Annotated in this window: 15 protein-coding genes; 8 read left to right on the plus strand and 7 right to left on the minus strand. The window is 73.2% G+C overall.

Translation table 11 applies throughout. The features are described 5' to 3' along the window. Positions 1-6: 6 nt before the first annotated feature. Positions 7-2643 carry a glycosyl hydrolase gene (locus ABD080_RS06050; protein WP_343903998.1) on the plus strand — a complete coding sequence of 879 codons (2637 nt, stop codon included), beginning with the start codon at positions 7-9 and terminating at the stop codon, positions 2641-2643. A 10-nt stretch (positions 2644-2653) separates the two neighbouring features. Here the strand turns inward: ABD080_RS06050 and uxaC are convergent, their stop codons facing one another. Next, a complete protein-coding gene (gene uxaC, locus ABD080_RS06055; RefSeq protein ID WP_343903999.1) occupies positions 2654-4081 on the minus strand; it encodes a glucuronate isomerase in 1428 nt (475 codons plus the stop codon). A 278-nt stretch (positions 4082-4359) separates the two neighbouring features. Between uxaC and ABD080_RS06060 the strand changes: the two genes are divergently transcribed. Next, positions 4360-5349, plus strand: coding sequence for a LacI family DNA-binding transcriptional regulator (locus tag ABD080_RS06060; RefSeq protein ID WP_343904000.1), 990 nt, complete (start codon positions 4360-4362; stop codon positions 5347-5349). Between the two features lie 33 nt (positions 5350-5382). Here ABD080_RS06060 and ABD080_RS06065 read toward each other — a convergent pair whose 3' ends face one another. Then, positions 5383-7719 (minus strand): family 78 glycoside hydrolase catalytic domain, encoded by a 2337-nt coding sequence (locus ABD080_RS06065; RefSeq protein ID WP_343904001.1) that lies wholly within the window; start codon positions 7717-7719, stop codon positions 5383-5385. 226 nt (positions 7720-7945) lie between these two features. On the opposite strand from ABD080_RS06065, the gene ABD080_RS06070 reads away from it, so the two are divergent. From ABD080_RS06070 to ABD080_RS06090, 5 genes are all read left to right on the plus strand, one after another. Next, entirely contained in the window at positions 7946-9241 is a 1296-nt protein-coding gene (locus ABD080_RS06070; RefSeq protein ID WP_343904002.1) for an ABC transporter substrate-binding protein, read from the plus strand. A 71-nt stretch (positions 9242-9312) separates the two neighbouring features. Next, positions 9313-10320: a LacI family DNA-binding transcriptional regulator gene (locus tag ABD080_RS06075; RefSeq protein ID WP_343904003.1), complete on the plus strand. Its 1008-nt coding sequence runs from the start codon at positions 9313-9315 to the stop codon at positions 10318-10320. 266 nt (positions 10321-10586) lie between these two features. After that, positions 10587-12806 (plus strand): catalase, encoded by a 2220-nt coding sequence (locus tag ABD080_RS06080; RefSeq protein ID WP_343904004.1) that lies wholly within the window; start codon positions 10587-10589, stop codon positions 12804-12806. A 103-nt stretch (positions 12807-12909) separates the two neighbouring features. Beyond that, positions 12910-13155, plus strand: a complete 246-nt coding sequence (locus tag ABD080_RS06085) for a hypothetical protein (RefSeq protein WP_343904005.1) — start codon at positions 12910-12912, stop codon at positions 13153-13155. Positions 13156-13235: 80 nt separating this feature from the next. After that, the gene (locus ABD080_RS06090; protein ID WP_137769617.1) at positions 13236-13472 is read left to right on the plus strand and encodes a hypothetical protein; all 237 of its coding nucleotides are present in this window, start codon (positions 13236-13238) and stop codon (positions 13470-13472) included. Positions 13473-13620: 148 nt separating this feature from the next. Here the strand turns inward: ABD080_RS06090 and ABD080_RS06095 are convergent, their stop codons facing one another. The 4 genes from ABD080_RS06095 to ABD080_RS06110 are packed head-to-tail and all read right to left on the minus strand — an operon-like array spanning position 13621 to position 18548. Next, positions 13621-15138: a rhamnulokinase gene (locus tag ABD080_RS06095; protein WP_343904007.1), complete on the minus strand. Its 1518-nt coding sequence runs from the start codon at positions 15136-15138 to the stop codon at positions 13621-13623. Then, positions 15135-17177: a bifunctional aldolase/short-chain dehydrogenase gene (locus tag ABD080_RS06100; protein WP_377827279.1), complete on the minus strand. Its 2043-nt coding sequence runs from the start codon at positions 17175-17177 to the stop codon at positions 15135-15137. Before ABD080_RS06100 ends, ABD080_RS06095 begins: the two co-directional genes overlap by 4 nt. A 2-nt stretch (positions 17178-17179) precedes the next feature. Beyond that, positions 17180-18358 (minus strand): L-rhamnose isomerase, encoded by a 1179-nt coding sequence (gene rhaI, locus ABD080_RS06105; protein WP_343904009.1) that lies wholly within the window; start codon positions 18356-18358, stop codon positions 17180-17182. A gap of 58 nt (positions 18359-18416) precedes the next feature. Then, positions 18417-18548 carry a hypothetical protein gene (locus ABD080_RS06110; RefSeq protein ID WP_343904010.1) on the minus strand — a complete coding sequence of 44 codons (132 nt, stop codon included), beginning with the start codon at positions 18546-18548 and terminating at the stop codon, positions 18417-18419. A gap of 105 nt (positions 18549-18653) precedes the next feature. On the opposite strand from ABD080_RS06110, the gene ABD080_RS06115 reads away from it, so the two are divergent. Beyond that, a complete protein-coding gene (locus ABD080_RS06115; protein ID WP_343904011.1) occupies positions 18654-19961 on the plus strand; it encodes an MFS transporter in 1308 nt (435 codons plus the stop codon). A gap of 15 nt (positions 19962-19976) precedes the next feature. Here the strand turns inward: ABD080_RS06115 and ABD080_RS06120 are convergent, their stop codons facing one another. Further along, complete coding sequence (locus tag ABD080_RS06120; protein ID WP_343904013.1) at positions 19977-20975, minus strand: LacI family DNA-binding transcriptional regulator; 999 nt, start codon at positions 20973-20975, stop codon at positions 19977-19979. Positions 20976-21040 lie beyond the last annotated feature (65 nt).

Here is a 21040-nt window from a genome sequence, read left to right on the forward strand (position 1 = left end):
AGATCCATGACCACCGCACAGGTGCTCGCCGACCTCGCCCGCCCCGATCCCGCCGCCCGGCCGATGATGCGCTGGTGGTGGTTCGGACCCGACGTGGACCGCGGGGAGCTCGAGCGGGAGCTCGACGCGATGGCCGCGGCGGGGATCGGCGGGGTGGAGATCGCGCTCGTCTACCCGCTGCGCCCGGGCGCCCCGGACTACCTCTCCCCGGAGGTGCAGGGCCACCTCCGGTTCGCCGCGGAGGCCGCCCGGGCGCGCGGCCTGCGCTGCGACGTGACGCTCGGCAGCGGATGGTCCTACGGCGGGGCGCACGTGGGCCCCGAGCACGCCTCGCGGCGGATCCGCTGGGAGCGCCGCGACCTGGGCCCGCAGCCCCTCGCCGTGGACCTCACCCCGCGCTGGCCGGAGGGCGAGCTCATCGCCGTGCACCTCGGCGACGGCCTGCCGCCCTCGGCCTGGCAGCGGATCGAGGTCCCGGACGAGGGTCCGCTCGTCCTCCCCGCCGGGCGCGGCCCGCGCACCGTGCTGCTCGCGTGGTCCGAGGTGACCGGGCAGCAGGTCAAGCGCGCCGCGGCCGGCAGCGAGGGGCCCGTCGTGGACCACCTGAGCGCACAGGCCGTGCGCCACCACCTCGACGTGGTGGGCGGCGCGATCCTCGAGGCGGTGCCCGCTGAGCTCCTCGGCTCCGTGTTCAGCGACAGCCTCGAGGTGTACGAGGCCGGATGGACCGCCGGCCTGCCCGCGCACTTCGCGGAGCGCCGCGGCTACGACCTGCTGGAGCGCCTCCCGCTGCTGCACGTGGGCGGCGAGGGCGCGGAGCAGCTGCGCGAGGACTACGGCCTGACCCTCTCCGAGCTCGTCGCGGAGGGCTTCATGGCGACCTGCCGGGACTGGGCGGAGGAGCACGGCACCCGGTTCCGCCTGCAGGGCTACGGGGAGCCGCCGATCACGCTCTCCGCCCAGCGCGGCGTGCACCTCATCGAGGGCGAGGGTGCCGGCTGGACGGGGATGACGCAGACCCGCTGGGCGTCCTCCGCGGCGCACCTCGACGGCCGCGACGTGGTCTCGAGCGAGGTGTGGACCTGGGTGCACTCGCCCTCCTTCCGCGCCGCACCGTTGGACCTCCTCGGCGAGGCGCACGAGCACCTGCTGCTCGGCATCAATCACCTCGTGGGCCACGGCTGGCCCTACACCGCGCCGGACGCCGCGGGGCTCGGCTGGACGTTCTACGCCGCCGGCGCGCTGGACGACCGCAACGCCTGGTGGCCCGCGATGCCGGAGCTCATGGCGCACCTGACGCGCCTCAGCGCCGTGCTGCGCCGCGGGGAGCCAGGGGCCGACGTCGCCCTCTACCTCCCCTACGGCGACGTGCGCGCCGCCCACGGCGCCGGCCACGACCTGTGGCGCGCCTGCCGCGACCACGTGGGGCCGGCGATCCCCGAGACGATCCGCCGCGCGGGCTACGACCTCGACCTCGTCGACGACGACGCGCTCGCCGGCGAGCAGGGGAGCGCCGGGCTCGACCCGGCCGCCTATCCGATCGTGGTGCTCCCGCACGTGACCCGCCTGCCCGCCGCGACCGCCGCCTGGCTGGACCGGGTGCGCGAGGCGGGCGGCCACGTGATCGCCGTGGGCGGCGCCGCACATCCGACCGTCACTTCGCCGGCCGGTGCACGGATGACCACCGCGGCTCCGTCCGCGGAGTCGTCTCCCGGCTCCGCTCCGATCACGGAGGACGGGTTCGAGGCCGCGCTGCGATCGGTGATGCCGCCGCCGCTCACGCTCACCGGCTCCGGCGGCGAGGTGGGCGTGCTGCGCCGGCGGCTGGCCGACGGCGACCTGTTCCTGCTCGCGAACACCGGCCCGCAGCTGCGCACGATCGAGCTCGCGGTGCGCGAGCCGCGCGCAGCCCTGCTGCTCGTGGACCCGGATACGGGGGAGCGCCGCGCGCTCCCCACTACTGGCGGGACACTCGAGCTGCACCCCTACCAGGCGCTCCTGCTCCTCGCGACCGACGACCCGGACCTCGCCGTGACCGGCCCCGATGCCACGACGGAGCCCGTCGGGACCGCGAAGTCCGACGGGGCCGTGGAGCCCGCCGGTACGGTGCTCCCGCTCGACGGGCCCTGGACCCTCCACGCGCCGGGGCAGGACCCGCGACCCGTCACGCTGCCGCACCTGATCCCGGGGGAGGATGCCGCGGCGCTGCCCTGGCTCTCCTACGAGCGCACCGTCACCCTCGAGGCGGAGCAGGCCCGCGGGCCGCTCGTGCTGGACCTCGGCCCGGGCACGGTGCTCCCGGCGGACGGTGCCGGCAGCGGCTACCGGGCCCTGCACGCCCCGCCCGTGCGGGAGATCGCCGCGGTGAGCGTGGACGGGGAGGGGGCCGGCCTGCTGTGGCGCGCGCCGTTCCGCCTGGACCTCACCGGCCGCCTCCGGGAGGGGACGAGCACCCTGCGGCTCGAGGTGCGCGGCACCACCGCCCCTGCGGCAGCGGATCCGGTGACCGCGCAGGCCGCGGCGCAGGAGATCGTCTCCGCGCACGAGGCCTACGGGGAGCGGTTCCAGCAGCAGGAGCTGCCGCGGATGCTCGACGGGGTCGCCCTCGGCCTCGGCGCTGTGCCGGTCCTCCGCCGCGGCTGACCGCGCCCCCTCAGCGGGCGAGGGGCGGGTAGGCCGCGCGGGGGATCGTGGTGACGAGGTCGATCGCGGTCTGCGTGGCCTCGTCCTCCTCGAGGCGGTGCTCGGCGACGAGGCGGGCGAGGTAGCCGGCGTCGATGCGGCGGGCGAGGTCGTGGCGCGCGGGGATCGAGGCGAAGGCGCGGGTGTCGTCCACGAAGCCGGAGGAGTTGTAGAAGCCCGCGGTCTCCGTCGCGGCCTCGCGGAAGCGGCGCATGCCGTCGGGCGAGTCCAGGAACCACCAGGGCGCGCCGTAGCGCACCGAGGGGTAGGCCCCGGCGAGCGGCGCGATCTCGCGGGAGAAGACGGTCTCGTCCACCGTGAAGAGCACGAGGTGGAAGCGCGGGTCGTGGCCGAACCGCTCGAGCAGGGGGCGCAGCGATCGCGTGTACTCGGTCGCGACGGGGATGTCGTAGCCCTTGTCGCGGCCGTGGCGCGCGAGGATCCCGCTCGCGTGGTCGCGCAGCACACCCGGGTGCAGCTGCATGACGAGGCCGTCCTCGCAGCTCATCGCCGCCATCTGCAGCAGCATGTGCGCCTCGAAGGCGGCGGCCTCCTCCGGTGTGGGCACGGTGCCGGCGAGGGCGGAGGCCACGAGCGCCGCGGCGGCCGCCTCGTCCATCGGTGCGGCGGCGGCGCTGAGGTGGCCGTGGTCGGTGGCGCGCGCCCCGGCGGCGACGAAGCGCCGCCGCTGGATCCGCAGGGCGTCGAGGAGGCCGGCGAGGTCGCTGATCTCCTCGCCCGCCGCGGCGCCGAGGGCCTCGACCTCCTGCGCCCAGCCGTCGCGGCCGATCATGAGCGCGGCGTCGGGGCGGAAGGTCGGGACGACCCGCTCGCCGAGGCCCTGCTCGGCGAGGGAGGCGTGGTGGGAGAGGTCCGAGGAGGCCGGGTCGGTCGTCGAGATGATCTCGATGCCGAAGCGGTCCAGCAGCTGCTGGGGCCGGAAGGCGGGATCGGCGACGGTCTCGGCGATGCGGTCGTAGAGGCGGTCGGCGGAGTCGGCCGACGGCGCCTCGTCGACCCCGAACACCTCGACGAGCTCGTGCTCGAGCCAGTAGCGGGACGGGGTGCCGCGGTAGAGGTGCCAGTTCTCGCAGAAGCGGCGCCAGATGGTGCGGGAGTCGGTCTCGACCGCGCCGCCGTCCGTGCGCGGAACGCCGAGGTCCGCGAGGTCGATCCCCTGGGAGGCGAGCATGCGGGTCACGTAGTGGTCGGGGACGATGAGCAGCTGGGCCGGGTCCGCGAAGGGCGTGTCACGCGCGAAGGCCTCCGCCTCGACATGGCCGTGCATGCAGATCAGCGGCAGCGGGGCCGTCTGCTCGAGGATGCGCACGGCGATCGCGCGCACAGCGGGATCCGCGGGCAGGGCGCGGTGGGGGTGCAGGGTCAGCGGTCGTACCACGGGGCTCCTCCTCGAGCGTTCCGTGCTCCCGATCGGGGGAGCGGAGGGCGGGGGCCGATGCCGCCCGCCATGCTGCAAACGATTGCATACGGACGCCTGCCCGACAAGCGTTCTCCCGCCAGGTTTCCGGGTCAGCGGCGGTGAAACAGTTGCATTCCTGGGGCCCCGCACCGCACGATGGGGCTCCGCCCGGTCCGCACCGGCGGCGACGAGGTCCCGCTGGACGGCGACCCGGCGGAGTCGGGACCCGGGACGACGGGCCCAGGAGAGGAGGCGCGGTGGGCATCACCCTGCGCGACGTGGCCGCCCGGGCGGACGTCTCGGTGGCGACCGCCTCCCGGGCGCTGCAGAAGCCCGCCATGGTCAGCACCGCCACCCGCGAGCGGGTCCAGCAGGCCGTCGACGAGCTCGGCTACAGCCCCAACCGCAGCGCCCGCACGCTCATCACGGGCCGCACCGGCGTGCTCGGCGTCGTCGTCCCCGACCTCCTGAACCCCTTCTACCCCGCGCTGCTCAAGGGCGCCCAGGAGCGCGCCCGCCACCACGGCGTGCAGCTCCTGCTCGCCGACGCCGAGGAGACCCCCGAGGGGGAGCTGCCGCTCGTGCGCACCCTCGCCCCGCAGGTCGACGGCATCCTGCTGTGCTCCCCGCGGATGGGCGCCAAGGAGCTCGACGCCGCCGCCCGGCTCACCCGGATCGCGCTGGTCAACCGCACCCACACCTATCTCGAGGCCGTCGCCCCGAACGCGCTGAGCGGCGTGCGCGGCGCCCTGCGGCACCTGCGCTCGCTCGAGCACCGGCGGATCGGGGTCGTCGGCGGTCCCGCCCGCAGCTGGTCCGAGGGACGCCGCCGTCGGACCATCGCCCGCGCGGCGGACGAGCTCGACGTCGAGGTCGTCGACGTCGGCCACTTCGCGCCCACCGTCGAGGGCGGGCGCGCCGCCGCGGAGAGCGTGCTCGTGCTCGAGCTGGGCGCGGTGCTCGTCTACAACGACGTCATGGCGATCGGACTGCTCGCCGCGCTGCGCGAGTCCGGGTTCCGCGTCCCGCAGGACATCAGCATCGTGGGCTGGGACGACATCGAGTTCGCCGCCGTCACGGACCCTCCGCTCAGCACCATCCGGGTGCCGCGGCGGGAGATGGGCGCGGCGGCGATCGACGCGCTCGTCGAGGACCCGGCCGCCCACCAGGACGGTCTCACCTGGCGCTTCGAATCCGCCTTCGTGGCCCGCGGCTCCACGGGCCGCGCCCGCCGGGCCGGGGACTGAGACCCGGCGCCGATGGGCGCCCTCCCTACCTGCTCAGGCGAGCGTGACCCGCTCCCCGGTGCCGACGACCTGCTGCTCGGAGCCGTCCGGCAGCACGACCCGCGCCGGCACGCCCGCGGGTATCGTCGCCGCGAGGGAGAAGCCGCCCTCGGCCGCGGACCACTCGACCTCGATCCGGCCGTGGGCCGAGTCGTACGCGCCCGTCGCCCAGTCGATGCCCGGGCCCGGAGTGGGCTGCAGCAGCACCTCCGCGTGGCCGGGGGCCGCCGGGCGGATGCCGAGGACGACCTGGTAGATCCAGTCCGCGACCGCGCCGAGGGCGTAGTGGTTGAAGCTCGTCATCTCGCCGGGGTTGATGGTGCCGTCCGGCAGCATCGAGTCCCAGCGCTCCCAGATCGTCGTCGCGCCCATCGAGACGGGGTACAGCCACGAGGGGCAGCCCTCCTCGAGCAGCAGGCGGAACGCGTCCTCCGTGTGGCCGGTCTCCGAGAGCGCCCAGGTGACGAAGGGGGTGCCCGCGAAGCCCGTGGAGACCTTGTACTCCGCGGCGCGGACCACCTCGACGAGGCGCGCGGCGGCCTTCTCCCGGGTGGCGGGATCGAGGAGGTCGAAGGCGATCGCGAGCGCGTAGACGGTCGCGCAGTCCGAGGTGATCGTGCCGTCCTCCTGCACGTATGCCTCGGTGAATGCCGCGAGGGTGCGGTCCGCGAGCTCCTGCCAGCGGCGGGCGCCGGCCTCCTCGCCGATCAGCGCGGCGGCCTCCGCGGCGAAGCGGGCCGAGCGCACGAGGCACGCGGTCGCGACGACGTACCTGTCCGCCTTCGCGGCGGCCGCGTCCTCCGGCGGGGCGTCCGGGTCCAGCCAGTCGCCGAACTGGAAGCCCTGGTCCCAGAGCCCGCTCGGGGACAGCGCCTTCTCCACGGACTCCAGATGCAGCACCATGCCGGGGTACTGGCCGCGCAGCTGGTCGAGATCGCCGTAGGCGGTCCAGAGCGCCTGCGCGACCCACACGGCGGCGTCGCCCCAGATAGCGGTCGCGCCCTTCCAGGCCTCCGCCGCCTCGACGTCGGCCTCCTTCGGGAAGGAGGCGAGCTTGAGCAGGTCCGGGATGACGAAGGGGACCCAGCCGTCGGGGTTCGCGGCGGTCTCCGCGCGCAGGTCCAGCAGCCAGTTGTGCAGGAAGTCCTGCACGTCGAACTGGTAGGCGGCGGTCGCCGCGAAGGCGGCGATGTCACCGGTCCAGCCCAGGCGCTCGTCGCGCTGCGGGCAGTCCGTGGGGACGGCGAGGAAGTTGCCGCGCTGGGACCAGATCGAGTTGCTGATCAGCTGGTTCACGCCCGCGTGGGAGGACTCGAACCAGCCGGTGCGACGGAGGTCGGAGCCGACGACGACCGCCTCGACGTCCTCCGGCGCGAGCTCCCCGGGCCAGCCGGTGATCTCCGCGTAGCGGAAGCCGTGGAAGGTGAGGGTGGGCTCGAAGGTCTCCCCGGCAGGGTTGCCCGCGAGGACGATCCGGTCCGTGGCCTCGGCGGCGCGCAGCGGGCGGGTGCCGAGCTCGTCGTGCTCGAGCACCTCCGCGTGGCGCAGGGTGATCTCGGTGCCCGCGGGTCCGGTGACCGTGAAGCGCAGCCAGCCCACGAGGTTCTGGCCGAAGTCCAGCAGCGTCCTCCCCGACGGCGAGGTCCAGATCTTCTCGGGCCGGCGGGACTCGTGGCGGACGATCAGCGGCGAGGCCTGCTCGATGAGGGTGCCGCGGTCGATCTGTGCGGTCTCGACGGGCCGGGGGTCGCCCGGGGTGAGGCGGCGGTCCTCGCGCTGGCCGTCGTAGAGGGTCGCGAAGGTGATGGGGGAGTCCGTCGCGGTCCACGAAGCGTCCGTGTCGATGCGCTGGACCGTGCCGTCTGCGAAGGTGATCTCGAGGGAGGCGAGCAGCGCCTGCTGGTCGCCGTAGTTCGCGTGGGCGTTCTCGAAGCCGAGGTCTCCGTTCCACCAGCCGCGGCCCAGGGTCACCGCGAGCTCCTGCTCAGTGCCGGGGCGCAGCAGCTCGGTGACGTCGAAGCGCTGGACCTGCAGACGGGACTCGTAGACGGTCCAGCCCGGGTCGAGCACGGAGGAGCTCACGGGGCGTCCGTCGATCCGGGCCTCGTACACGCCGTGGGCGGTGGCGATCAGCTCGGCGCGCGCGATCGCGGGGGCGCCGGAGCCCGCGGCGTCGGCGCCGGCGGTGAAGCGGGTGGCGAGCACGGGGGTGCGGCCGTCGGTCCCGGCGGCGGTGATGGCGGTCGCCGTCTCGAGGGAGCGGGCGGCGGTGTCGGGACCCGCCGTGGTGGAGGGCGTCGCGGGGGTGGTCGCGGTGGGGGAGGGGGTCACGTCGATCCTCGTCATCGGGTTCGGTGTTGCGGGTGAGGCGGGTGGGTCCGGTGCTGCGCGATCGACTCTAGATGAAACGACTCAACGAATCCAGGGGTGATTTCGCCTGGTGGTCCGCGCATCGCACCGGCCCAGGTGTCCACGGCAGCGGGATAGCGCTTGCACGTTTCAAGCCCTGCGGCCTACGCTCGCCGCGCAGTGACACCGATCGAAGGAGATCGCCCCCATGCGCAGCCCCCGCGCTCCCCGCCGCAGCATCCTCACCGCCTCCCTGCTGCTGGGCGGTCTCGCCGCCTGCGGCCCCAACGCCCCCGGCGGCTCCGGCGCCTCCGACGCAGCCGCGCTCCGCTTCGCCTGGTGGGGCAACGCCAAGCGCGACGAGCTCACGAAGACCGCCCTCGAGACCTACGGCGCCGCCCACGACGGCGCCGCCGTGAGCCCCGAGACCACCGACTGGAGCAGCTACTGGGACAAGCTCGCCACCCAGGTCGCCGGCGGCGACGTGCCCGACGTGCTCCAGATGGACGAGGGCTACCTCGCCGAGTACAGCTCCCGCGGCATCCTCGCGGACCTCGGCGACAGCGCCCTCGCGACCGACGGCTTCGACCCCACTGCCCTGGACGCCGGGAAGGTCGAGGGATCCCTCGTCGCCGTCAACGCCGGCATCAACGCCCCCGTGCTGCTCGCGAACCCCGCCGTCTTCGGGGCCGCCGGCGTGGACCTCCCCGACGACACCACGTGGACCTGGGACGACCTCGTCGACATCGCCACGCGCATCACCGAGGGCACCGAGGAGGGCACCTACGGCGTCCAGCAGCTCGGCATCGCCGGTGACCCCACCTTCTCCGTGCACCTGCGCCAGCAGGGGGCGCAGAAGTTCGACGGCAACGCGCTCGGCTTCACCGAGGAGCACCTCCTGGCCTGGTTCGAGCTCGCCCTCCGCCTGCAGGACACGAAGGCCGCGCCGCCCGCGGACGTCGCCGTCGAGGAGGCCGGGCAGGCCGTCGACCAGACCCTCTTCGCGACCGGGAAGTGCGGCCTCCAGTCGCAGTGGTCCAACCAGGTCGTCACCTTCGACGCCTCGCTCGACGGCGCCGTGACGGTGCTGCGCATGCCCTCCCTCGCCAGCGCCGCCGACCAGGCCCAGCTCTGGTACAAGGCCTCCATGTACTTCGCCGTCTCCGCCCGCTCCGGACAGCAGGAGGCCGCCGTCGCCCTCGTGGACTGGCTGGTCAACAGCGAGGAGGCGGGGAGGATCCTGCTCGCCGAGCGCGGGGTCCCCGCGAACCTCGACGTGCGCGAGGCGATCCTCCCCGAGCTCACCGAGGCCGATCTCAAGGCCGCGGACTTCATCGAGGCGATCGCGGAGGAGCTCGGCGAGCAGCCCTCGATCACGCCGCCCGGCGGCAGCGCAGTCGGCGACGTCCTCCAGCGGGGGATGGAGGACGTGCTCTTCGGACGCGTCGAGGCGGCCGACGCCGCGAGCTCCGTGCTCCAGGAGGCGTCCGGCGCGCTCGGCTGAGCGCGGGCCGCCGCACGATACAGTCACCGCAGGCGGGAAGCGGTCCCGACCGGCACGACGAGGGGAGAGGCATGGCCTCCGGGCGCCTGGTGAGCATGAAGGACGTCGCGGCCGCGGCGAGGGTCTCCGTGGGCACCGTCTCCAACGTCCTCAACCGGCCCGACGTCGTCTCCCCGGACCGCCGCGAGCGGGTCGAGCAGGCGATCGCGGAGCTCGGCTACGTGCGCAACGACGCCGCCCGCCAGCTCAAGCTCGGCCGCTCCCGCACCGTCGGCGCGGTCGTCCTCGACTCCGGCAACCCCTTCTACACCCAGCTCGTGGGCGGGATCGAAGCCGCCGCGGAGGCCTCGGGCCTCGCCGTGATCTCCGGCAGCTCCGGCAACCGCGAACGGCGCGAGCGGCTCTACCTCCAGCTGTTCGAGGAGCAGCGGGCGCGCGGCATCCTGCTCGCCTCCACCGGCGGCACCACCGAGCTCATCGAGGCGATCCGCGGCCGCGGCACCCCCGTGGTGCTCGTGGAGCGGGAGACCGAGGGCGGCTCCTCCGTGAGCGTGGACGACGTCGCCGGGGGCGAGATCGCCGTGCGCCACCTCGCGGGCATCGGCCGGCGCCGGATCGGCGTGATCGTCTCCCGTCAGGACCTGCGGCAGGTCGCGGACCGACTGCGCGGCGCCCAGCGGGCCGCCGCCGAGGCCGGGGTGGAGGTCGAGGTGATCGAGGCGGAGGACCTCACCGTCCTCGCGGGCCGCACCGTCGGCGAGGCGATCGTCGCCCGCAGCGTCGCCGAGCGGCCCGACGCCGTGTTCTGCGTGAACGACCTGCTCGCCGTCGGCGTGCTCCAGGCCTTCGCGTTCCGCCACCAGATCGCCGTGCCGGAGCAGATCGCGATCGTCGGCTACGACGACATCGCCTTCGCCCGCTCCACCGTGGTGCCGCTGACCTCCGTCTCCCAGCCCGCGGAGCTCATGGGACGCACGGCCCTCGCGCTCCTCGAGGAGGAGATCGCCGAGGCGGACGCGCCGCGCCGCCACGTGAGCTTCCGGCCCTCGCTCGTGGAGCGGGAGTCGACGCGGGGCTGAGGGACGCGGTCGTCCGTCGCGGTCATCGCGATGCTCGGCGCACGGAAGGTCAGTTCCGGGCCCCCGGTGAGTCCGGCAACGGATATGTCGGTGATCGTCCGATGTGCACGCGACGAGGAGGCCCCTCCCCGGCTGCGGCAGACGAACCGGTCGGTTCGCGTGTTCCGGCTGTGGTCAGAGAGGGCACGACTTCTCCTCCGATGGGTGCCGCCGTACGGTGAGGGGCATCACACGCGGTACGTCCGTCCCTGAGGAGGAAGCACGTCATGGCATCCACCGAGCACGCACCCACACCAGCCCCCGGTCGCCCGAACAGCGAACCCCCGTCGCTCGAGGAACCGACGGAGCCCACCGCGCCGCTCTCTCCGAAGCCGGATCAGCAGGGCGTCCAGCCCCGAACGCCCACCGGCGCCGAACCCAGCCCGGACGAGGCCACCACCGCGCAGCAGGGCGAGTTCCTGACCACCTCGCAGGGCGCCCGACTGCGCGACACCGACCATTCGCTCAAGGCCGGCAGGCGTGGCCCCGTGCTGCTGCAGGACCATCACCTGCGCGAGAAGATCACCCACTTCGATCACGAGCGGATCCCGGAGCGAGTGGTCCACGCTCGCGGCGCGGCGGCGCACGGGGTGTTCGAGGGCTACGGCACCGCAGAGAGCGTCTGCCGGGCCGGATTCCTCGCGAAGGGCAAGCGCACCGAGGTGTTCACGCGGTTCTCGACCGTCGTGGGCTCCCGCGGCTCGATGGACACCGCGCGTGACACCCGCGGGTTCGCGACCAAGTTCTACACCGATGAGGGCACCTTCGACCTGGTCGGCAACAACATCCCGGTGTTCTTCATCCAGGACGGCATCAAGTTCCCCGATGTCGTGCACGCGGTGAAGCCGCACTCGGACCGGGAGATTCCACAGGCACAGAGCGCCCACGACACCTTCTGGGACTTCGTCTCCCTCCACACCGAGGCTCAGCATCACACGCTGTGGTCCATGGGTGACCGCGGCATCCCGCGCTCCTACCGAATGATGGAGGGGTTCGGGATCCACACCTTCCGGCTCTCGAACGCCGACGGGGAGACGTCGCTGGTGAAGTTCCATTGGAAACCGGCACTCGGCGTGCACTCGCTGACCTGGGAGGAAGCGCAGATCCTCGGCGGTGCGGACCCTGATTTCCACCGTCGGGACCTCGCCGATGCGATCGAGGCCGGCGCCTATCCCAGCTGGGAGCTCGGCATCCAGGTCTTCCCTGACAACGAGGAGCAGAGCTTCGAGGGCATCGATCTCCTGGACCCCACGAAGTTCGTCCCCGAGGAGCTCGCGCCGGTGCAGCCCATCGGACGGCTCACGTTGAACCGTAATCCCCGCAACTACTTCGCCGAGACCGAGCAGGTCGCCTTCAACCCGGGCCATCTGGTGCCCGGGATCGACGTCACGGACGACCCGCTGCTGCAGGTGCGCCTGTTCTCCTATGTCGACACCCAGCTGACCCGGTTGGGCGGGCCGAACTTCGCCCAGCTGCCGATCAACCGTGCCCATGCGCCTATCAATGACATGCTGCGTGATGGCTACGGTCAGCAGGGCGACCACTCCGGTGTCGCGCCGTACCACCCGAACTCGCTGGACGGCGGGTGCCCGTTCATGGCGGGCGAGATGGATGGTGCCTTCGAGGACCTCCCGGTGCGTGTGCCGGAGAGCGTGAAGGAGCGTGCGCTCTCGGCCACGTTCGAGGACCACTTCAGCCAGGCTCGTCTGTTCTGGCGCAGCATGACGCCGGTGGAGCGGGACCACATCGTCGACGCCTACTCCTTCGAGCTCGGCAAATGCTACGAGACCACGATCCGGGAGCGGCAGCTGCAGTCCCTGGCGAACATCGACGAGGACCTGTGCGCGAGGGTCGCCTCGGCACTCGGGATGTCCGCCCCCGCGTCGACGGTCCCGGTCGGGGAGGAGTCCGACGGCGCGGCGGACTCCAGTGCTCCGCTGTCCCAGCTGGGTGGTCGGTGGCCGACCGACGGGCGGGTGATCGGCATCGTGGTGGACCCCGATGGCGACAGCTCCGCTCTGCTCGCGCTGCACGAAGCCATCGTGGCGGCCTCGATGACCCCGGTCGTGATCGCCCCGCGCGGCGGCGAGGTGGCGGGCGTGCCGGTCGGACGAACGTTCGGCACCGCCGCCTCCGTGGAGCTCGACGCCCTGCTGCTGGCGGGCAATCCCCTCACGGCACCGGACTCACGGCCCTCGGTCGATCCGAAGGCAGGAGCCCCCGGTGCCGGCGAGGTAGAGCCCCGCGTCGGCAAGCTGATCGACGAATGCTGGCGCCATGCCAAGGCGATCGGCGCCTGGGGCGAGGGGCGCGCAGCCCTGGAAGCCCGCACGGCGCCCGGCGGGGCCGGGATCGTGCTCGGCGAGGACGGGCAGGTCATCTTCGGTGAGGTCCGAACCCTGCTGGAGAGCCATCGGGTCTGGGAACGGTTCCCGGCCAGCGCCTGAACGGTGCCGGAGCGGAGGGGTTCTGAGCTCGGCCGTCATCATGGCGGCCGAGCTCCCGCCGACCCCTGATCGCGCATCAGTCCCGTGGGAGGGAGCACGGACGATGACGCGCTCCGGCCATAGGGCCGACGGTGGGGGGAACACCCGGACCGCCGACGAGAACGACGTTCTCGTCTGGTTCACCGTGCAGTGTCTCTCCAACGCCCTGCGGCTGCAGACGTACCTCGAGGACGCATGCCGCAGCGGAGACGATGAGCTCGCTGATCTGCTCGGCACGGCCCCGCACGAGAGCGCCGAGGGAGCAGAGATCGCCACAGACCTCCTGCGTCGCCGCCTCGGGCAGGACTGACGCCCATCACGGCGTGGTGGGAGCCGACCGGTAGGTCCCGAAGAGGCCCGGCCGCCGGGCGCAGCCGTACGCTCTCCGGCATGCGGATCGACCTCATCCGGCCGCTCATCGGGCGAGCTGTGACGGTGAGCGACCACGACACCGTGCTCGCCGAGGGCGTGCTTCAGCACGCCCGCCAGGAGCGCGCGACCTACCGGCCTGTTCCCGGCGGCGGCACGTGGTCAGGGGACGTGCTCGTGCTCGTCGTCGGAGACAGAACTCTGGAAGTGAGCACGAGCGTCGACGTGGAAGCTGCTGCACCACCACCGGACGCGTAGCGGCGGCATCCTGGAGGTCGCGCGAGCGCGCACCGCCCAGGGCGATGAACCCTGATCTCCTGCTGCTCGAGTGGCTTGGCTCCGCAGAGAACTCCCCAGCCGGAGTGGCGCAACTGCCCTCGGTGGTCCCTCGTCGGTTGTCACGTCCTCAGCCTCGCGGCGCGAACACCTCGAGCTCGGTGCTCTCCCGGATGACGGCACGGATGCCGCCGGGCTCCTGCCCGATCGCTCCGAGCGCCCGCGCCTGCACGGCGACGTTCCCGAGCGCGGTCGCCTCCATCGGCCCCGCGACGACCTCCACGCCGAGGGCATCGGCGGTGAGCTGGTTCAGGAGGGCGTTGAGGGAGCCGCCGCCCACCACGTGCAGCCGGCGGGGGAGCGGCGCCCGGGCGAGGCGACACGCGGCCGTGAGCTCGTCGCGGTAGGTCTCCGCGAGGGACTCGAGGATGCAGCGTACGAGCTCCGCGGGCGTGGACGGGAAGCGGTCGTCCCCGGAGAGCACCGTCGCGGCCGCGCGCACGCGGTCCGCCATCCGCCCGGGGGCGAGGAACGCCGGATCGGTGGGGTCGATCCGGAACCGGTCAGCGGGCGCATGGGCCGCCGCCGCCAGGAGCCCCTCGAGCTCCACGCGGGCGCCGTCCTCCTCCCACTGCCGGATCGCCTCGCTGACCAGCCACATCCCGGAGACGTTCTTGAGGAACCGGACGGTGCCGTCCACCCCGCCCTCGTTCGTGAACCCGGCCTCCCGTGCCGCCTCGTCGAGCACGGGGGCGCGCAGCTCGAGGCCGATCAGCGACCAGGTCCCCGAGGAGATGAACGCGACCGGCGCGTCCTCCTCGCGGGCGGGGACGGCGAGCACCGCGGAGGCGGTGTCGTGGGAGCCGACGGCGACCACCGGCACCTCGCCGATCCCGAGCTCGCGGGCGAGCCCGGGGCGCACGGTGCCGAGCTGCTCGCCCGGGGCGATGAGCGGGGCGAGCAGCGCCGGGTCCACCCCGGCCGCGTCGAGCAGCTCGCTCGCCCAGCCGTCCCCGGAGGCGAGCAGCGCCCCGGTGGTCGAGGCGTTCGTGCGCTCGGTGCGGCGCTCGCCGGTGAGCAGCAGGCCGACGAGGTCCGGGACCAGGAGCACGCCCGAGCCGGCGGGGAGGCCGGTGAGGCGGTCCTCCGCGGCGAGCTGGTAGAGCGTGTTGAAGGGCTGCTGCGCGATGCCGGTGAGCGCGAACTGCCGCTCGCGGGGCACGCGCGCGGCGAGGGCGTCGGCCACGCCGTCGGTGCGGTGGTCGCGGTAGGCGATCACCTCGCCGGCCTGCTCGCCGCCCGGCCCGACGATCCCGTAGTCCACCGCCCAGGAGTCCACGCCGATCGAGGAGAGTCCGGGCAGGCCCTGGTCGCGGGCGAGGACGGAGGCCTGGGCGAGCCCGTGGCGGATCTCCGCCCAGAGCGCGCCGATGTCCCAGCTCAGGTGCCCGTCCCGCTGCTCGAGGCGGTTCTCGAAGCGGTGCGCGGGCAGCAGCGAGATCCGCCCGTCCTCGACGAGGCCGAGCATGACCCGGCCCGAGGTCGCCCCGAGGTCCACCGCGGCGACGGCCACCGATGCGCCCGCCAGCGACCGGGGGGCGCCGCTCGCGGCGGCGCCCCCGTCGGCCGTGGTGCCGGGGCCGGTCATCGCAGGAACGCGGCCGCGACGCCGGCGTCCACCGGGACGTGCAGGCCGGTCGTGTGCGAGAGGTCCCCGGCGGTCAGCGCGAACACCGCGTTCGCGACCGTCTCCGGCAGCACCTCGCGCTTGAGCAGCGTGCGCTGGGCGTAGTACTCGCCGAGCTTCTCCTCCTCGACGCCGTAGACCTTCGCGCGTGAGGCGCCCCAGCCGCCGGCGAAGATGCCGGAGCCGCGCACCACGCCGTCGGGGTTGATGCCGTTGACGCGGATCTGGTGCCCGCCGAGCTCCGCCGCGAGCAGCCGCACCTGGTGCGCCTGGTCCGCCTTCGTCGCCGAGTAGGCGATGTTGTTGGGCCCGGCGAACACGGAGTTCTTCGAGGAGATGTAGAGGATGTCCCCGCCCATGTCCTGGGCGATCATCACGCGCGCCGTCTCCCGGGAGACGAGGAAGCTGCCGCGCGCCATGACGTCGTGCTGGAGGTCCCAGTCCTTCGCGGTGGTCTCCAGCAGCGGCTTGGACAGCGACAGTCCCGCGTTGTTGACGATGAGGTCGAGGCCGCCGAAGGCGAGCACCGCCTCGGCGACCGCGTCGATCACGGCCTGCTCGTCGGAGACGTCGGCGCTCAGGGCGACGGCGCGGTCGGGCCCGCCGAGCTCCTCGGCGACCTGCTGCGCGTTCTCGAGGTTCAGATCCGCGATGACCACGCACGCGCCCTCGGCGACGAGCCGGGTCGCGGTCGCCTTGCCGATCCCGGAGCCGCCGCCGGTGACGAGCGCGATCCGTCGCGCGAGCGGCTTCTCGGCGGGCATGCGCTGCAGCTTCGCCTCCTCGAGCGCCCAGTACTCGATGCGGAACTTCTCCGCCTCGTCGATCGGGGCGTAGGTCGAGACGGCCTCCGCGCCGCGCATGACGTGGATGGCGTTGACGTAGAACTCGCCGGCCACGCGCGCCGTCTGCTTGTCCTTGCCGAAGGAGAACATGCCGACCCCCGGCACCAGGACGATCGTGGGATCCGCGCCGCGCAGGGCGGGGGAGTCCTCGGTCGCGTGGCGCGCGTAGTAGGCGCTGTACTCCTCGCGGTAGGCGGCGTGCAGCTCCTGCAGACGGGCGATCTGCTCCTCGACCCCGGCGGCCGACGGCAGGTCCAGCACGAGCGGGCGGATCTTCGTGCGCAGGAAGTGGTCGGGGCAGGAGGTGCCGAGCGCGGCGAGCTGCGCGAGCTTCTCGCCCGCGAGGAACTCGTGGACGTCCTCGGAGTCCGTCCAGTGCCCGATCATCGGGGCGTCGGTCGAGACGAGCCCGCGGATCACGGGGGCGAGGGCGGAGGCCCGGGCCCGCCGCTCCGCGTCGGGCAGCGGGGCGCGCCCCGGATCGGCGGGGCCGAACGGCTCCGCGGCGCCGTGGGCGTCCAGGTGCGCCTGCGCCTCGCGGATGATGCGCAGCGAGTTCGCCTGCGCCTCCTCGGAGGTGTCGCCCCAGGCGGTGATCCCGTGCCCGCCGAGGATGCAGCCGATGGCCTCGGGGTTCGCCTCCTTGATCGCGGCGATGTCGAGGCCCAGCTGGAAGCCGGGACGGCGCCAGGGCACCCACACCACGGCCTCGCCGAAGATCTCGCGGGTGAGGCGCTCGCCGTCCGCGGCGGTCGCGATCGCGATGCCCGCGTCCGGGTGGAGGTGGTCCACGTGCGCGGCAGGGACGAGGGCGTGCATGGCCGTGTCGATGCTCGGCGCGGCGCCGCCCTTCCCGAACAGGCAGTGGTCGAAGGCGGCGACCATCTCGTCCTCCCGCTCGACGCCCGGGTAGACGTCCGCGAGGGCGCGCACGCGGTCCAGGCGCAGCACGGCGAGGCCCTTCTCCTGGAGGGTGCCGAGGTCGCCGCCGGAGCCCTTGACCCACAGCAGCTCGGTCTCCTGCCCGGTGACGGGATCGGTGTCGGTGCCCTTGGCGGAGGTGTTGCCGCCGGCGTAGTTGGTGGTCGTCGGATCCGCTCCGAGCGCGTTCGATCGCGCGATCAGGGCGTCCACGGTCTGACGTGCGGTGCTCATGCTCAGGCTCCCCATCCCATCTGGTTCCCGCCCACGCGCTCGGCGGCGACCTTCTCCTCGTAGCCCGAGGCGCGGAAGGCCCCGAACGGATCCGCGGGCAGGCCCTGCTCCTCGCGGAAGGCGGCCAGCGCGGGCCGCACGTCGGTCCAGAACGCGTCCATGAGGATCGCGTTCGCCTCGAGCACGTCGTAGCGGGCCTGGGCGTCCGCGAGCGCCTCGCGGTCCACGAGCAGCGCCTTGGCGAGGGTCTCCTGCACGTTGAGCACGGAGCGGATCTGCCCCTGGATCTTGGACTCGAGGTTGTGGCACTGGTCGAGCATGAAGTTCACGCCCGAGGCGGGGCGGTGCGCGTCCTGCTGCACGATCTCGAAGAGGATGCGGAACAGCTGGAACGGGTCCGCGGCGCCCACGATGAGGTCGTCGTCGGCGTAGTTGCGGGAGTTGAAGTCGAAGGCGCCCAGGCGCCCCTGCCGCAGCAGCTGCGCGACGATGAACTCGATGTTCGTGCCCGGCGCGTGGTGGCCGGTGTCGAGCACGACCATCGCCTGCTCGCCGAGGGCCAGGCAGTGCAGCAGGCTCGTGCCCCAGTCCGGGACGTCCGTGTGGTAGAACGCCGGCTCGAAGAACTTGTACTCCAGGACGATCCGCTCACCCTCCTGCAGGCCCGCGTAGATCTCCGCGAGGGAGTTGGCGAGATGGTCCTGGCGGGCGCGGATCGAGTCCTGACCCGCGTAGTTGGTGCCGTCCGCGAGCCAGATCTTCAGCTCGTGGGAGCCGGCCTCCCGCATCACCGCGAGGCACTCGAGGTGATGGTCGATCGCGCGGCGGCGCACCGCCGGGTCGGAGTGGGTGAGCGAGCCGTACTTGTACTCGTCGTCCTGGAAGGTGTTGGAGTTGATCATGCCCAGCTGCACGCCGAGGTCCTCGGCGTAGGAGCGCAGGGCGGCCGTGTCCTCGACCCGGTCCCAGGGGTGGTGCAGGGACACGCGCGGCGAGGAGCCGGTCATGGCGTGGGTCTGGGCGGCGTCCGCGATCTTCTCGAAGGGGTCGCGCGGGGTGCCGGGAGTGCCGAACACCTTGAAGCGGGTGCCGGAGTTGCCGTAGGCCCAGCTGGGGACCTCGATCGTGAACTCGCGCAGGTCGCGCGCGATGTCGTCGGGAAGCTCGGTGAGCGGGGACATGGTGCTCCTTGGGGAGGGCCCGGCTCGGCGCCGGGGGAGGCGGATTCGGGGACGGGGGTCAGGCCCGGGGGGCGGCGGCCGGGGCGTCCCGGCGATGGCCCTGGGCCATGAGTTCGATCTGGGCTTCGCCGATGTCCTTGGCCTCGACGTCGAAGAGGTTCGCGCGGCCCGTGACCTTGAAACGACTCAATTGAAACGTTAGCATCAGTCGTGCCGGTCGACAAGCGCCCGAGGGGGGACGTGGCGTCGAACGGTGAACGCCCGTCCCGATGCACGTCGAAGGAGACCGCATCCCATGTCCACTCACCCCGCAGCACCCTCGCGCGGACGCGTGCGCGGATGGAAGGCGACGATCGCCGTCGCCATGTCCAACTACATCGAGGCGGGCTCGATCATCGCCCTCGCCACCAGCCTGACCTTCTGGCAGGAGTTCTTCGGCTTCTCCAGCTGGATGGTCGGCCTCGTCGCCGCGATCTCCGCCAACGCCTTCGGCGCCGCGATCGGCGCCATGATCGGCGGGCCGCTCGGCGACCGCTACGGGCGCAAGTTCATCTACACCTACGACCTCGTCCTCTACATGCTCGGGACGCTGCTCGTCGTGTTCGCGACCCACGCCGCGATGCTCGTGATCGGCGTCGTGCTGACCGGCATCGCCGTCGGGGCCGGCGTCCCCGTCGCGTGGACGTACATCGCCGAGCAGGCGCCGCACGAGAAGCGCGCCCGCCACGTGGGCACCGCCCAGCTGGCCTGGTCGCTCGGTCCGGCGATCGTCTTCGCGATCGCGACCGCGCTGGTCCCGCTCGGCCTGCTGGGCTCGCGGATCGTCTTCGCCCATCTCTTCGTGGTCGCCTTCATCACCTGGTGGGTCCGGCGCGGCCTCGCCGAGTCGGACATCTGGACCGCGCAGCGCCGGCGGCACGACGAGGCCGTCGCCACCGGCGGGCCCGTCCAGCGGCGAGGCGTGCGCGAGCTGCTCTCGAACCGGCGGAACGTCACGGCGCTGCTGTTCCTCGTCGGCGTCTACTCGCTGTGGAACCTCGTCGCCGGGCAGATGGGGATCTTCATGCCCCGCGTCTACGCCACGGCGGGCGTGGAGAGCCCGGCGAGCCAGAACCTCCTGCAGGTGCTGCTGTGGACGGTGACGGTGATCGTCACCTACGTCGGCTTCATGCTGCTGGGTGATCGCATGGACCGCCGCGTCCTGTACGGCATCGGCGCCGCGCTCGGCATCGCCGCGTGGCTCGTGCTCGTCTTCGCCCACGTGACCATGCCGCTGCTCATCCTCTTCGCCGTGCTGTGGGGTGCCTCGGCCGGCATCGGCGCGCAGGCCTTCTATGCGCTGTGGACGGCGGAGATGTTCGCGACCCGGTACCGGGCCACGGCGCAGGGCGTCCTGTTCTTCGTCGCGCGCATCCTCGTGGGCGTGCTGAGCTACTTCTTCCCGGTGCTCCTGGAGACCCGGGGCGTCCCGTTCGTGGGCGTCCTCATGATCGCCTTCCTGGTGGTGTCCCTCCTGGTCGGCGTGATCGGGGCGCCGGACACGCGGGGCAAGAGCCTCGAGCGGATCGAGCGCGAGCGCTACGGGGAGCCGGCGTCCCGGTGACGCGGTGCCGGCGCGTCACCGGTCGCGCGCGGGACCGGTGGACTCCCGCCAGACGATCTGCGTGATCGAGGGGCGGTCCATCTCCGGCGCATCGCCGCCCATGACGCGCAGCAGCTCGGTGAGCAGGTCGGCCCCCAGCCGGCGGTGATCGATCGCGACCGAGGTCAGCGCCGGCAGCATCGCGGCGCTGAGCGGCTGGGTGTCCCAGCCGGTGACGCTGAGGTCCCCCGGCACGGACCACCCGCGCTCGACGGCGCCGCGCACGGCGCCCGCGGCGAGGGTGTCGTTCCCGGCGAGGACGGCCGTGACGCCGGTGTCCCGGGGGAGGTCGCGCACGGCGCTCGCCGCGATGGCCGGGTCCCAGCGGCAGTCCACGACGCCCGCCGAGCGCAGGTCGAGCTCCCGCACCGCCCGCTCGAAGGCCTCGCGGCGCCGCACCGAGGCCGGATGGTCGGTCTCCCCGGTGAGGTGGAGGAGCTCGCGGTGCCCGTGCTCGGCGAGATGGGTGACGAGCTCGGCCATGCGGGAGGCCTCCGAGAGCGGGCCGATGCCGCGCATGTGCTCGTCGTAGACGGGGGCGGAGACGATGGGGGCGCCGTCCGAGCTGCGCCGGTGCTGCGGGGGCAGGTCCGTCAGGGCGAGCACGGCCTCGTAGAGGCCGGAGTCGGCGAGCTCGACCACGCGCCTCCCGTGCAGCTCCGTCGCCGGGAGGGAGACGACCTCCACGGCGAACCCCGCGGCCTGCGCCGCCTCGTACGCGCCGCTGAGCAGCTGCAGCGAGCTCGTCGCATCGCCGACGGGGAGCACCATCGCCAGGCGACCCGTGCTCCGGGAGCGCATCGCCCGTGCGACGAGGTTCGGCCGGTAGTCCAGCTGGGCGACGGCGTTGTCGATGTGGGCGGCGAGCATGGGGGAGACGGTGGGGTCGCCGCGGAGGCGGCGGGAGACGGTCTGGTGGGAGACCCCGGCGAGCCGGGCGACGTCGCGGATCGTGGGCCGGCGGACGGTGGTCATGGGCTGCTCCGGAGCGAGGGGAGGGGCGCGGGGGAGGTCTCGACAGGGTGCGCGCGGGATGCGGT

Source organism: Brachybacterium rhamnosum, from assembly GCF_039526185.1.
GTDB lineage: Bacteria > Actinomycetota > Actinomycetes > Actinomycetales > Dermabacteraceae > Brachybacterium > Brachybacterium rhamnosum.